This is a genomic window from Paenibacillus sp. FSL H7-0942 (assembly GCF_045040715.1).
GTDB lineage: Bacteria > Bacillota > Bacilli > Paenibacillales > Paenibacillaceae > Paenibacillus > Paenibacillus amylolyticus.
In genome coordinates this window covers 999,234-1,013,120 of sequence record NZ_CP150279.1, presented here as the reverse complement: position 1 = coordinate 1,013,120, position 13,887 = coordinate 999,234, and the positions used below count along the sequence as shown (strand labels likewise).

The window sequence follows — 13,887 nt, the reverse complement described above, 5'->3', positions numbered from 1 at the left end:
TCACATAATATGTTTAAATAAGGAGAGTGAGATTACATACTAAAGCTTTTTTGCTATGCAAAAGGCTGAAAAGGAGCCCGATGATGGAAATCAGCTATTTTTTACTCCCCAAAGCCGAAGTGGCCTATATCAAGTCTACCGCTTCCATGAAAGATGCTATTGAGCAATTGGAATCGCAACACTACACCGCCATTCCCGTGATTGACCAGGATGGAAAATATGTTGCTACCCTGTCCGAAGGCGATTTGTTATGGAAAATGCGAAATACACCCGGATTGACTTTTGATACGATGGATCAGGTTCAGGTCCATGAGATTAACAATCGGGTATATAATGAATGTGTATTCATTGAGGCTGAAATGGAGGATATGCTGACACTTGCAGCAGACCAAAATTTTGTGCCCGTGGTGGATGTCGATCGTGTCTTCCTCGGTATTATCCGTCGTAAGGATATTATTGAATACTATACGCGTAACATTTCGGATTAGATGAAGCCAAACATCCCGTAATAATCGAAAGGGTACTCCTGTGGTCATATTTTGGCCAAACCGGGGTACTCTTTTTGTTTCATGGTCTGGTCGGAATCACTCTACTTGCGCTTAGCCCGCTCTTCAATGTAATAACTCAACACGTCCCTCGGGCTTCCCTGAAATGCACGCTCTCTGCCGAACTCATACGCCTGATGCAAATACGAATACGCCTCGTCATGCTGTTCAAGTCTCATGCAGATCATACCGAGATCGATCAACGGACTTGTACTTCTATCCGAACTCCGCGTACTTAACGATATCTCAGCCCACGGCTTCGCCAGTCCATACTGCTTCAGATCGATATGTGCATTCGCATGACAGGATGCAATCCAGCTTGCAATCTCCCATTCCATCTTCGGCTCGGGCAACATGCTCCAAGCCTGATCATAATAGATAAGTGCTTGTTCATGTTGTTGCGTCTCATCCAGCACATTACCGGCTTCTACCGTTTCTACAATTTGTCGCTCCAGTTCGGCATGTTCCGGTGTCAGATCTTTCATTGCACCGTCTCCTCCTCCAGAACGAAATACCACTCCAGAAAAGCATTGAAATCAGCCCACTGCGGCTCACTCTCGCCATTAAGAAACCGTTCAATCGATTCACCCAGTTCCACCAGTACCACTTCTCCCGTCTGACGGTTGTAGAAAAATCCACCTTCACCTTCAAAACTGTCCAGTGGAATATACGCCTCGGGAAGTCCCAGTGTAAGCTGTGCTACATCCATGTCTTCCATATATACGGTGTTCTCCATAAACCAGCAGATCTGATACAACTCCTGATGCCTGCTGTAGAAAGTTGGTCCATCCTCTGCATGTAAATAAAATTGTGCAAAATCCGATTGAAGATCAATTCCAAGCTTCCGCAATGCTTCTTCGTAGGCTGCTGGAACATCTTCATGCCACCAGCCTTGCTCCTGGCAATGATCAATCACTTTATTGGATAACATCGCAGACCTCCTAATTCAATTTTGCTCATAATACCTGTTCAAAAAGATTGGTTTTCAGTACCGAGAAGATGGGATGAAGCTAGAAATGGAGTAGCGGAGCGTAGGGAAACTACGTGAGCAACGGACATTTCGGCTGAATTCCATATTCAATGCTGATGATGCCTCTAGGCATCCTTCGTAATCAAAAGCGGACTTTTTGAACAACCTCTTATAGTGATTTTACAGGTATCCAGACTTGGGGAGGTGTGCCATCACCTTTGTACACTTCAAGTTCTGGAATCCCTGCATGCTGATATGAAGTGGAAGGAAACCACTCTGTCATAATATAGTGCCACAACCGTTGTATCGCTTCCGGCTCTAGTTCATCAGCTTCAAATACGACCCAATGGGACTCAGGAAGTTCGATGGACACCAAACCTTCAGGCACTTCACCTGAGTAAGAGGTAGCAATCCAATACTCCATTTGATTGTCATGCAGCTCTCGCTGATCTACACAGATGCCCACCAGACCGGGAATAGCTCCGTTGTTGAACCCGTTTAAACGTTCCTCAATGCCGTCTGCCAAAGCATCCTGCCACATCTTTGGGATTTCTCTTAAATTCTCTCCATCCACACAAGAGAACGTTCGTTTGATTCCCACAAAGGTAAGAGACTGCTGTTCGATCACATGTTCATTCACATTCATTAGATGGACTCCTCTCCGAGAGCGATACGGGGCACGGTTCTCCATGACCCATTCATGAAGACATTGTCCCATACATGATATATACCTCCGATATGTCCTACAGTTACTGTATCAAAAGAGTAAGTAGATTGGAAATAGTGCCAGTACTCCTGCAAATAAAAAAAAGCCCGCAGGGACTGCGAACCTTATTTCTCAAAAAAGGAATCACTCATAGCTTCACTCAAGAAAACACTTCCCGGCTATGGAATATACGATATGTGGCAAGTATAGTCGAAACAGTCATGAAAGCCATCACAACTATATATAAGGTTAAATAAGACATATTCAGCCCGAATAAGGAATAGTTTATTGGTGTTTGATAAAGCCCTGTTACCCGTATCATGGTACTTATCGAAAATTTTTCGACCCATTTTAATGACCCGGAATTCAAATTTAATACGTCAAAGGCCAAGTATGGCAGACCTACTATCACAGTATTCACAATTATAGCTATAAAGGATGTAGAACTGAGGACGGATACCAGTAAAACAATAGATGCAAAGACCAAGCTACCTGCTATATGAGTAAACAATTGAACTAAATAATATTGAAAAGCAGTAAACGTATATGGTGAGAACTCATAATCAAAGCTGTAAACATACATGCCCACGCTCTGTATGGAAGTATCCGCCCCAGCCAGATTACCAAACCTTAACCAATATAAAACCAAGTTTACCCCAGTAAATAAAACGGCACACATCACAACGTACAATATGGAAGCAATGCATTTTGCTGATACAAGCTTGCTTTTGCCTCTTTTGCTGCTACGCAGTAATGATGCTGTACCTAGTACATATTCTTCGGTAAATACCGGAGCCAACCCTAGCAGAATCATAATCATCATAAAAAATACACCGAATTGATCAATGTATTCCAGTAGGTAACCCCAAGGTTTATTATAATAAATTTCGGATACATTCACTGTTCGCTCCATGATGTTGCCACGATCATCATATCGTGTGCTGTTCTTAATCGTCTCTGGAGAAAAAAACACAATATCGTACAATGCACCATATTGGTATCTACCTTTGGTACTATCCCAAATGGAATCATATTGATTATGTGCGACTTTTACCTTCTCTGTTGTAATAGGACCTTCATAAGGTTTGTAAAAGGCGGAACCATCCATTATCCCAGGATGCCTCCAAAATGAGTATACGACTAGAAAAACAATTAAAATAGACAATGCTATGCCAATACTTTTACGCGTTAAAATTTTATAAAATTCGAATTGAGTTAAACGAATCAAGACTTCGTCTCCTCTCCAAAATAGTGCATATATACATCTTCAAGCCGAGGTGATTCTCGTACGGCTTGCGGGACAGGCTGTTCTTTGGCCAGTATTCTGGCTACGATTCCATCAGACTCATAAGACAAACCACTTACTTTGAAATGAGAGGTAAGATCAGCAAGTTGTTGCGGATTTAATTTCGCTTTCCATACGTTATTTTTCATCCGGTTCATAATCTCTTCCGGAGTATTATGGGCGATGAGCTGCCCTTCATTCAACAAAATCATCTCCTTACATGAAAACTCCAAATCAGAAATGATATGCGTAGATAACATTACAATACGATCTCTTCCCAGCTCGCCGATAATGTTACGAAATCGAATGCGCTCTTTGGGGTCCAATCCAGCTGTAGGTTCGTCAAGAATCAAAATTTGTGGATCATTCAACAAAGCTTGGGCAATTCCCAATCGCTGCTTCATTCCTTCGGAGAATGTGTGGATTTTATGTTGTGCTTGATTTTCAAGGCCCACCGTCACTAGCGTTTCCTGCACACGTGCTGAAGCTTGACTAATACCGATCCCTTTCAAAGAGCACATATACATGAGAAATTTATAAGCACTGAATCGGTTATAAAATCCAAATCGCTGGGGCATGTAGCCCAACAAACTTCGATAACGGTCTCCCATGTTTTGGATAGACTGCCCGTTCAACAAAATTTGTCCAGACGTGGGCTTGGAAATGTCTACAATCATGCGAAGCAATGTTGTCTTCCCTGCTCCATTCGGCCCAAGGAGACCGTAAACACCACCACTGGATAGTTCTAGTGAGACTTCTTTTACAGCCAACTTGTTCCTGTATTTCTTGGATACGTTATCCATGGTCAGTATCAAAGGAGTAACCTCTTTCTGTCTGTGATGTATATTTCCTTGCCATCTCATATATCTGACTGATTAATAGTAAAAATCCGCATAGAGCCATCGCTATAAGTACTGTGGGCTGGATCGATTGAAGTAGAGTCTTCAATTCGGGATTACTTAGTACAAGCCAAACCAGCGCGAACCATACAATTAAAAAGATACTGACGGCTGTCCCACCTCTGACACGCATCGCAAGCCATAGACTTGTACCTGCTGCTATCATAAGCTGTGTATACGAGAGGCCGATAGCACTCCATGATATGGAAACATCTTTTTCGCTTGATATAAGTAAATTAAGCAAAACAACAAACGCCATATTCCCAATAAGTACTACGATTAGACGGGTAAGCATCAGTTGCTGTGCCGTGATTTTGCAGGTCAGTTCGATTTCCATTAATCCTTGATCTCGACCTTTAAAAACTTCTAGCAAACCAAGTACAAATGGAACAGGAACTATAAAGAGCACACTCATGTACGGGTCTGTCGTACTGTGAGTACCTAGCCAATAGCCGAACAACAAGAGCATTGAACAAACTAACCAGTAAGATTTGTGGAAGACAGCAACCTCACCATAAACTAACTGGAACAATTCCTTAACTGAATTCCCAGATGATTTTTGTTTCAGGTGAGCATTCATGGGATCTGGCATATATGTATCCAGTATTCTAATTGTCTTGTCAATCTCCATCTCGGATGGAAATTCGACCGGATACTCATCCAGATATGAAGCAATTTCGTTGTACTCTTCTATTTCCAACTCTGTTACAGGATTCAGTTCATCTCCGTTTCCTCTGCTTTTCATCCCGTTCACCTCCCACAATAATCTCCTTTAATTTCGTTATCCCCAATCGAATGCGCGACTTCACGGTCGATTCGTTGGTTCCCGTAAGTTCAGCAACTTCCCTGATCTTCAATCCATTGTAATAGTTTAGAATGACTGCATCTCGCTGGTGATCAGGCAAACTTAATACTGCGCGCCTGACTTGCTCATTCTGAAATCGCTTATGAAAAATATTCCAAACATTCTGTTGTTCACTGGCAGGGAACGCATCCTCAGTTAATTCACTCTCTCTTTGTTGTTGCTTGAACTCCCGCCCACGATAATAATCTCTACAATGGTTCACTGCAATCTTCAGTAGCCAGTGACTGAATTTACCTGTGTTCTGATACTTGTCCAAGGAATTCATCATTTTTACAAATACCTCTTGTGTTAGATCATAAGCAGTATGGTACTCTCCGGTTTTCCGGTAAACATAAGCAAATATCGACTGATAGTGCCGCTTCACCAGTACTTCCATGGCAGCACGGCTACCTTCGCGAATCTCTTGAATAAGCTCTTCATCATTCAACGCTCCCTCACCCCCTCTATAAACAATTAACGAAATTTGGATAGTAAAAGATCAAAAGCATAGAAGTATATTTTTCTGAATATAACAAAATTTCAAAAAAGAAGTATTAATACATTGGCTCTGATCCAAATTTACTCAGGCGTGCGAACTACTGGCTTCATCCTTCATTTCCTTATTCTGGTGCAACTTTATTGTTACTCGTTCGTCTAACTACTGACCAACAACTAAGGAGATGACTATGCGAATAACTTGCAGCCCCGGTTTCCCAGGAAGCATGATTGGATCGATTGATCTTCAGCCATCGAAGTATTACACCCCACCTTCCAGTAACAGTAAGATCACAGAATATGTTGACCCCGAACTCGTTACCATTCCCTATGTAGAAGATCCGGAATTCGGATCACACTTTGACAACATGAAGGTTATGAACGGAACTTATAAAGATGAAATGCATGTGAGCTATGATGTCGAATTTACGATTGATGTAGATAAAAAAGGTTATATTACGCAATTTGAGCATACGTTCCAGCTGGAACGTTATCTGGATCTGGTTCGCACAAAGTCCTATAAAGTGATCAAGACAAACTGGTGCGGACAAGTATTTCACGTGATGACGTACAGTTACCTGGAGGAAGTCATTCATCCGAAAAATGTTCTTTTTAAATGTAACATCGCAGAAGACGTTTTTGTGGTAGCTGAACTTGTCTCCAATCGCTCAGATGAAAGTGCAACTGGGCACGGTATCAGGGATCTGCATTTCCGTGCATTAATCTCGGCACGAGATGATCTTTACCCATTAGATTATATGTGTGAGCCTGATTTCGACCTGAGTCTCGACTAAAAAGTAGATACATATGTAGAAAGAGCATAAGCTGTCCCGAATCAGCGGGGTGGCCTGTGCTCTTTTTTCAACAAATGAACCACCAACTCCCTAATTTAAACCCCCTCCTTCACACGCTCGGCCTTATGCTCCCATGCCTGACTCTAAGCAAAATCAACTGTAATGTCGATGAATATACCATAATGCTGAACATGCATATGTTCTTCGTACGTTCAGATATGAGAGGGGTTGGAAACATGGTTTACCGGAAAAATAAAATACATTCACTGTTCACTCTGCCCTTGGCAGGTTTGCTGTTTCTGTTATGGGGTGCTCAAGCGGCACATGCGGAACAGGTCGACAGTTTGTTACCTGAGCGAAGTCAGCAGGAGATTGTCCAAAAGTGGAATCAGTGGATGAATGGCAATGATACATCTCCCCTGTATACAAAGACACCTTCGACAAGTGCTCCCTACTCTGCTGGTGTGGTAAGTGACGCCTATCTGGAACAAGGGCTGAATGCAGCCAACTTTTATCGTTTTATCACGGGGCTACAGGGCGATCTTGTCCTTGATCCGGCATTGAATCGTCAAGCCCAGCATGGGGCTGTTGTGGTCTCCACGGGTGGATACCTGTCCCATTCTCCAAAACAGCCAGGAGATATGCCAAAGGATTTCTTTGACACCGGTTCAAAGTCTGCCAGCAGCTCCAATCTGTACGTTACCAGCAGTGCAAAGAATAACGTCCTGACAAAAAGCATACAGGCCTACATGAATGATTCAGACGCCTCCAATATTGATCGACTCGGTCATCGGCGCTGGATTTTGAGTCCACAACTGCAACGAATCGGATTTGGACTCGCCACTCGTAGTGAAGCAGGCAAGACATATGATCAGTACTATAGTGCCATGCAGGTATTTGATAAAAGCAGAACGGGGGGAACTTCGTTCAACTACAGCCTGTTCCCGAATCAGGGCGCATTTCCAATCGAAGCCTTTGGCAGCACACAGGCCTGGTCTGTTCAACTGAATACAGATGTATTTGCGAAACCAACACTATCTGAGGTACAGGTCGAGATGACTCGGACTTCCGATCAACGTACATGGACCTTTAATGCAAAGAATCAGAACAGTGGCTTTCCAACCCGTTATTACAACGTGGACCCTGCGGATAAACAATGGTTTAATCAAGCCTATTTCAATGTAGAGACAGGTGGATATGGATATGGTTACGCCATTATCTTCCGTCCCGACGATGTGCAATTGTTAAAAAGCGGCGATACGTTCAACATTCGAATTACAGGTCTGCAAAAGAAAAACGGTACAGCAGCGGAAATCTCATACTCCACACGTTTCTTCCATGTGGACGGTGTTCAAGATACAACGCTTACCCGTATAACGCCAGGACAACCAAACCTGAAAGTCCGAGCAGGAGAACAGATTGATCTGCCTTCAATCACTGCCGTGAATGATAACGGAACATCCTATGTTCCACAGTCTAACGTTTCCTTCACCACGACGTCAGATCGCATTGCCATCAAGGATGGAAAAATCATTGGACTTCAGGCTGGTAAAGCCGAAATTCGGATTCGTTTTGAAGGGAAAGAAGCGGTTGTCTCTGTTACGGTAACGGGAATTCCCCAATTAACTGATATCCGTACACATTGGGCAAAAGATGCCATTCAATGGGCCGTTCAACAGGAGATGGTCAGTGGATACGAGGATGGAACGTTCAAACCCAACAATCAGGTGAGTGAAGCCGAATTCCTCTCCATGTTGTTCAAGCTGTATGCTAATTCCCATGTCATTCAGAGCATCGAAGATGCGGAGGGACAAGCTATTAAAGGAAACATCTGGAGTGATCGTTATTATACCTATGCTTCCGCGTTGAATCTGAAACTGGATGCCAGCAAACAGAATCCGAAGCTGCGCAATCATGCCTTGAACCGAACAGAAGTAGCCGTAATCGTGGCGGGGCTTGGCGGTAAAAATTATACCCAGGATGACGATGCCATCCGGTATCTGCTGAACATGGGATACTCTTCAGGCAAAACCGCAGCTACGGTGCAAGGTTATGCGGGACAAGAATCCTTGACCCGGGCAGAGGCCGTTGTTTTTCTCCAGAACCTAAAGGAAAAAGGCTTCGAACTATGGAGCAGACCGAAGAATGCCACTGAAGCTACCGAGAATGAAAAGAACGGCGGACTACCGGATCAGACCATGAAAGCAGTATATTCTGCCGATCACACGCTGGTCCTTCAAGGTACGTTCCCGGCGTATGCCAACCAGACGATGCCAATTAAAATTCATGGTCCTTCGCCTGCTGTAGAGCACATCCAGACGCAGCAGGTTACAACAGATGCCTATGGCAATTTCAAATTAACGGTAAGTAACCTTGATGCGAAGGAACTTAACCTCTATGTGGACGTGCGCGAAGATCATTCCTACTGGATCAGTGTAGAAGCGGGGCATACTGCGATAAGTGATTATACCGAGTAACATGTAAAAAACCAGCTTAGGAATTCTACATGGAATTTCCAGTTGGTTTTTTTTCTCGAAACATATTATTTCTGGTGTGAACATGACATATTTTTATGGAATTGGAGAAGCGTCGGCTGCACTAGAAATTAAATCGGATAACCGAATTGCTCTGCCTTTTCTGTCATTATCCTCGCTAACCTCGCTCTTAGTCCGCTCATCCACTCCGGCTCATATGACCACTGCTCTGCAACAGATCGAAGCATACGCACATAACCGTACAAGTTGGCAAAACGACGACAAGCGGGGAACATACTCTCCAGATCATAACGTTCTCCCACCTTGGACCAATACCCGTTCAGGAACAATTGATTCTTCTGCTCCCATTGTTCAGGCTCGATCTCCTCACGTAGACTATCCAGACTCTGTTCCACGTCCATTGCGTACCAGTGATACATCGAGTCATCAAAATCAATGGCATAACAAGACTGGTTACCTTCGTCATAGAAGACATTGTCCAGTTCAAAATCGTAGTGGATGAGACCGAAATTTTGCTGGGTCATCGGCCAAGTCGCAAAATACGTTCGAAGAAACTCCACCTCATTCAAAGCAGCCGTTTCACCAGAAAAACCCTTCAGGATCTCCTGCATCCAATCCAAAACATCCGTATAGGTCCAGCGTTCCTCCTTCTGCTCAGGCATGAATGCGCGCGATAGATGATGCAGCTCACCCAATGCCTGACCATAGCTGTACAGGATGGAGTCATTCAAATCAATGCTTCCTAACTGCGATCCAGATACTCGCTTGAATACGGAAGCATAGTACGTTCCCCATGGGGTGTGAGCCTCTACAAGTTCCGTCCCTGAATGAGAAGGTACAGTCTCCATGGCTCCATACTGATTCGTTCGAAGATAACGGAGGAAATCCAATTCCGCGCTAAGGTTGATTTGATTTTTTTCCTCTACCGGGGCAAAACGAAGCAATCTCACTTCCCCCTGATCTCTGAACGGATACACGGCATTGGAGGATATGCGATAATACTGAAACATATCCAGCGACTCAGGATCATAACTCCAATTCTTTAGAATCATCTCGGCAAGGTCTTTATTTTGGAATAAATATTTTAATTTTAACATGGACATTTCTCCTTTTTGATCGTTTTAGGTGCATTGCTTGTAACCACCGAATGCCTATTTTTGCGCGCAAAAAGCCGCAGGCTATGCCTGCGGCTTTTAAAAATTCTGAGTGTATGAGAAATTTGCACAAGCAAATAAACCTCGCATACGCCAGAAAAAATGAGCAGTTATATCCCTATATATCGGCAGATCTCAGATCGGACTGGGAAACTGGATGTTTTCACCCTGCATCTGAATGGTCTGCCGGAATTATTCAGTTTATGCTTACCTTCATTGTAGTAATAGAACATACCATCTTAGACCGTCGTTTCATGACGCTCACTCCCTTCAAAAAACCAGTTGTTACCATAATAGCCGATAAGCCAAATGTAAGCAATTACAAAATGACGATAATCCCATCATTTTTTACTGGACAACCCTCACCCGTTCCACCGTCTCGGTGTTGTCCTTATACCACACCATCACGATGTTTTCTTTTTGAAGATCAGACACTTGAATGGACGAATTCGCACGTGAGCTGGAATTGCCCGAGCCCGGCGTCCCCATACCTTCAGTGATAACAACATCATCACTTATATTCAATTTCATCTCCATTCCGGTATCCTTCCACTCCATGCTTGGGGATGAGTTGTCCTGCACCTCAAGTAACGCCAGCGTAACTGTGTTTCCATTCACGGAGATGACTCTACCAGTAATGTTGGCATTCATCATCCCCTGCGTCATGCCAGGACTGCCTGATCTATCATTCATGCCCGCGGTGCCTCTTCCACCTCTCGGTGTTCCTCCATTCATTCCCAGGCCACCACCATTCGGCATACCACCACCGTTCATGCCTTGCGCAGAACTGGTCTTGGTAATATTCTGAGCGGTTATCACATCGCAAGCCGTTAGCATAACCGAACATCCCAGCAGTAGGAGTAGCGTAACCGATGTAAAATATTTATTTTTTCGCATATGATCACCTTTTTCTCTGGGAATATTTCTCCAAGGTACCTTTACGATGGAATATGAAATCATACGTATCTTTGAAACCCATATAGGACAGCACAACCAACAACGGATATACAGGGTAGATGTATCTGGACTTAATCTCCCACAGAATATAAAATCCGATGAATCCGAGAATGACCAGGATTAAGGAGACTTCATCATACCGTTTATGACGAATTCCACCGACCAACCGAATGAAAATAAAACAGTACATCAAGAAATTCATCACATATACAATCCAGAGCAAACCTGTCCGATAAGCGGAATCCCCCTGCAACAACTCGGTTATCGCATTGGTATAACTATAGGAGCCTGCGATTCCGCCTCCCCTTCCTCTTCCGGCACCCATGGAACTTTCATTGCCGATTCCATAACGGTCCATCTGGTATGTCCCTTCGGTCCAGGTCCATATGATCTTTTTGTAATACATCTGCACCAACTCACTCGCACTTGCTTCAGACAGCTTATTGCCAATCTCTTGTTTAAATAATGCTGTGCTCTCAGCCTTACTGTAGTTGGCCTGTCTCTGATAGATCTGATAACTCTCCATATTGTCCCAGAAGCCAAAACGCTCCAGATTAATCCCCATATTCAGCCACATATAGACCGGTGCAGCATTCTCTCCGACAGGTTCGCTCACAGCACCGGAGGATTGAAGAACCGCATTCTGAGTCCAGGTTGGTACATTAAACAACATAGCCAGCACACCGATGGAAATGACAACTTTCTTCATTCCAATGCTCCGTAAATTCAGCAGGATATATATGATGGCAGCGATCAGCACGATCACGCCAATGCTTCGGAAGTAATTGCCCATCGCGAGAAAAACGGCGGCAATGACGATGGTTTTCCAAGACTTTTCACGTACAAAACGAAGAACAAAGTATAAACACGATGTCAGAAAAGCTGTGGCAATCACATCGTTATAGATCAGGTTGTTCAGGAACAAGGACGGTAGGTACGTGGCTGCAAAGATCAACACACCGTAATCACGCTCCGTAGATCTGTCATTCACTTGTTTGTAGATAAGATAAATCATGAACGTTGTTAACGTTGAAAACAAAATATTAAATAGTTTGATAACCAGATAGTTGTCCGGGAACAGGTACAGCAATGTCTTCAGGTACAACACGATCGAGTAGTTAAACGGGAACATGTGCAGATAACCACCCGGTTCAAACGACGAGTAGTCTTGGTCATACAGCATGTTCATGGCGAGTGAGAGAACGGTCTGTGAATCATCGGTGGGTACTCTCGGAAATACGAAAATGACGATGATCTGAATGGCCAAAGAACTTAGCAGCACAATCGGAATGACAACCTTCGGACTGTATTTGTTCAGCTTCAGACATAGAGCATATAACCCAGCACCTGGACCAAGAAGCAAAAGAATGACCGGGAGAAAAACACTCCACTGCTGCATGCCCAAAATGGGATTGTCCCCATATAAGGCGTAGTTGTACTGTGCCCGAACCAACAAGGACGAAGCAATAAACACCGCAACAAACACGAGCAAAATGAGATAAAACGACTTATGCAGCACCTTAGACATGCAAAAACTCCTTTTCGATTACAGGATTCCGTGAGTATTATAATGGCTCTGGCTGAAAAATCGCTGAAAAGGAGTAACGCTTGCGATCGGTGCAGCTCAGTATGTGTATACAAACAGAAAAAAACCGTCCCTTCGATAAGGTAACGGTCTATATGTCCAATTTTTTAAAAGTATAGGGCCTTAGCTAAATGTTGAAGATCACTTCTCGTCCTTGATAAACTCAATGATATCCTGGATTTCACAATCCAAAGCCTCACATATTCGATTCAGCGTATCGAACATCACACCATCGGTTTCTTCATTATATAATTTGGCAATCCCATTTCTATGTAATCCGGTTAGTCGGGATAAATCAGCAATATTAATTCTTTTCTCACCCATAATACGAGATAAATGAACCTTGATCATACGAATTCCCCTCCAAACTAAAATGCACACTGTGATGTTGACAAAGGATGCCTTATTCTGTCCAATACACACAAATAGACCGCCCCCCTCGCAAAAGGATGCGGTCTATTGTTGATCATCTTTCTAAGCGAAGCCCACCGCCCTTAAAAGCGGCTATTGCTCGGAGGAGTCGTGTTACCAGCGCGGCTCTCTTTGCATTTTACGTCTCATCTGCTCTTATTATACCATACTCAAATCTCCGGCGTCACTTGTAAACCACGCTAGATACGATACATTTCTTTATACTCATCCACATATAAAACTTCAATACAATTCGACCAATTCAGAATCGAACCGACAAAATCCTGAATGTCCAGACCCGGCATCTCATACGTCTCCGCTGTGTTCACCGAACCTGTTGCGTCCTCAATCAAGGTTACCTTAAACCCTTCGTGTTCCGCAGTGATTGCTGTAAACAGACAACAATATTCCATGTTGAATCCAACAATAAATACATGTTCTACCTGATGCTCTTGTAGCCAAGTTCTTAGCTCTGGATTGCTGAAGGCACTTGGTTTGCTTTTCTCCATAACGGGATACTGACCGGTATCCATTATAATTTCCAGGTTCTCAACATTTTTATAGAACAGTGAAGAGCCCTCCTGATCGTAATCTACATGTTTCATGTATATGACTGGCTCATGTTGCTGTTCAAAATCAGCGATAACCGCTTCAATCTTGCCCAACTGAACTGTGAAATCCTTCAATGATGTAATCCCATACTGCACATCCAACACGATTAGTGCTTTGTTCATCTGCACTTCCCCT

At 43.5% G+C, this 13,887-nt stretch carries 15 protein-coding genes; 3 read left to right on the top strand and 12 right to left on the bottom strand.

From position 1 onward, the window contains the following. Nucleotides 1-83: 83 nt before the first annotated feature. Nucleotides 84-488 carry a CBS domain-containing protein gene (locus MHI48_RS04595; RefSeq protein ID WP_047840578.1) on the top strand — a complete coding sequence of 135 codons (405 nt, stop codon included), beginning with the start codon at nucleotides 84-86 and terminating at the stop codon, nucleotides 486-488. A gap of 101 nt (nucleotides 489-589) precedes the next feature. Here the strand turns inward: MHI48_RS04595 and MHI48_RS04590 are convergent, their stop codons facing one another. The 7 genes from MHI48_RS04590 to MHI48_RS04560 form a co-directional block, all read right to left on the bottom strand. Next, nucleotides 590-1,030, bottom strand: a complete 441-nt coding sequence (locus MHI48_RS04590) for a hypothetical protein (protein ID WP_076329497.1) — start codon at nucleotides 1,028-1,030, stop codon at nucleotides 590-592. Then, on the bottom strand, nucleotides 1,027-1,476 hold the full coding sequence (locus MHI48_RS04585; protein WP_036605971.1) for an SMI1/KNR4 family protein: 450 nt from the start codon (nucleotides 1,474-1,476) through the stop codon (nucleotides 1,027-1,029). The genes MHI48_RS04590 and MHI48_RS04585 overlap by 4 nt, the downstream gene beginning before the upstream one ends. 208 nt (nucleotides 1,477-1,684) lie before the next feature. After that, a complete protein-coding gene (locus MHI48_RS04580) occupies nucleotides 1,685-2,161 on the bottom strand; it encodes a GyrI-like domain-containing protein (RefSeq protein ID WP_076329498.1) in 477 nt (158 codons plus the stop codon). Nucleotides 2,162-2,381: 220 nt separating this feature from the next. Further along, nucleotides 2,382-3,449 (bottom strand): hypothetical protein, encoded by a 1,068-nt coding sequence (locus tag MHI48_RS04575; RefSeq protein WP_405143183.1) that lies wholly within the window; start codon nucleotides 3,447-3,449, stop codon nucleotides 2,382-2,384. Next, entirely contained in the window at nucleotides 3,446-4,321 is an 876-nt protein-coding gene (locus MHI48_RS04570; protein WP_076329500.1) for an ABC transporter ATP-binding protein, read from the bottom strand. The genes MHI48_RS04575 and MHI48_RS04570 overlap by 4 nt, the downstream gene beginning before the upstream one ends. After that, nucleotides 4,302-5,150 carry a hypothetical protein gene (locus MHI48_RS04565; RefSeq protein WP_076329501.1) on the bottom strand — a complete coding sequence of 283 codons (849 nt, stop codon included), beginning with the start codon at nucleotides 5,148-5,150 and terminating at the stop codon, nucleotides 4,302-4,304. Before MHI48_RS04565 ends, MHI48_RS04570 begins: the two co-directional genes overlap by 20 nt. Further along, on the bottom strand, nucleotides 5,125-5,697 hold the full coding sequence (locus MHI48_RS04560) for an RNA polymerase sigma factor (protein WP_036668294.1): 573 nt from the start codon (nucleotides 5,695-5,697) through the stop codon (nucleotides 5,125-5,127). The genes MHI48_RS04565 and MHI48_RS04560 overlap by 26 nt, the downstream gene beginning before the upstream one ends. A gap of 238 nt (nucleotides 5,698-5,935) precedes the next feature. On the opposite strand from MHI48_RS04560, the gene MHI48_RS04555 reads away from it, so the two are divergent. Both MHI48_RS04555 and MHI48_RS04550 read left to right on the top strand, forming a co-directional pair. After that, the gene (locus tag MHI48_RS04555; RefSeq protein WP_076329502.1) at nucleotides 5,936-6,538 is read left to right on the top strand and encodes a hypothetical protein; all 603 of its coding nucleotides are present in this window, start codon (nucleotides 5,936-5,938) and stop codon (nucleotides 6,536-6,538) included. A gap of 236 nt (nucleotides 6,539-6,774) precedes the next feature. Next, the gene (locus tag MHI48_RS04550; protein ID WP_076329503.1) at nucleotides 6,775-9,015 is read left to right on the top strand and encodes an S-layer homology domain-containing protein; all 2,241 of its coding nucleotides are present in this window, start codon (nucleotides 6,775-6,777) and stop codon (nucleotides 9,013-9,015) included. A gap of 128 nt (nucleotides 9,016-9,143) precedes the next feature. Here the strand turns inward: MHI48_RS04550 and MHI48_RS04545 are convergent, their stop codons facing one another. The 5 genes from MHI48_RS04545 to MHI48_RS04525 form a co-directional block, all read right to left on the bottom strand. After that, nucleotides 9,144-10,130 (bottom strand): phosphotransferase enzyme family protein, encoded by a 987-nt coding sequence (locus tag MHI48_RS04545; protein WP_036605979.1) that lies wholly within the window; start codon nucleotides 10,128-10,130, stop codon nucleotides 9,144-9,146. 405 nt (nucleotides 10,131-10,535) lie between these two features. After that, the gene (locus tag MHI48_RS04540) at nucleotides 10,536-11,084 is read right to left on the bottom strand and encodes a hypothetical protein (RefSeq protein ID WP_143781144.1); all 549 of its coding nucleotides are present in this window, start codon (nucleotides 11,082-11,084) and stop codon (nucleotides 10,536-10,538) included. 4 nt (nucleotides 11,085-11,088) lie between these two features. Continuing rightward, nucleotides 11,089-12,672, bottom strand: a complete 1,584-nt coding sequence (locus MHI48_RS04535; protein WP_076329504.1) for a glycosyltransferase family 39 protein — start codon at nucleotides 12,670-12,672, stop codon at nucleotides 11,089-11,091. A 198-nt stretch (nucleotides 12,673-12,870) separates the two neighbouring features. Then, nucleotides 12,871-13,080, bottom strand: a complete 210-nt coding sequence (locus MHI48_RS04530; protein ID WP_076319973.1) for a helix-turn-helix transcriptional regulator — start codon at nucleotides 13,078-13,080, stop codon at nucleotides 12,871-12,873. A gap of 260 nt (nucleotides 13,081-13,340) precedes the next feature. Beyond that, nucleotides 13,341-13,874 (bottom strand): cysteine hydrolase family protein, encoded by a 534-nt coding sequence (locus tag MHI48_RS04525; protein ID WP_076319974.1) that lies wholly within the window; start codon nucleotides 13,872-13,874, stop codon nucleotides 13,341-13,343. Between the last annotated feature and the right edge of the window lie 13 nt (nucleotides 13,875-13,887).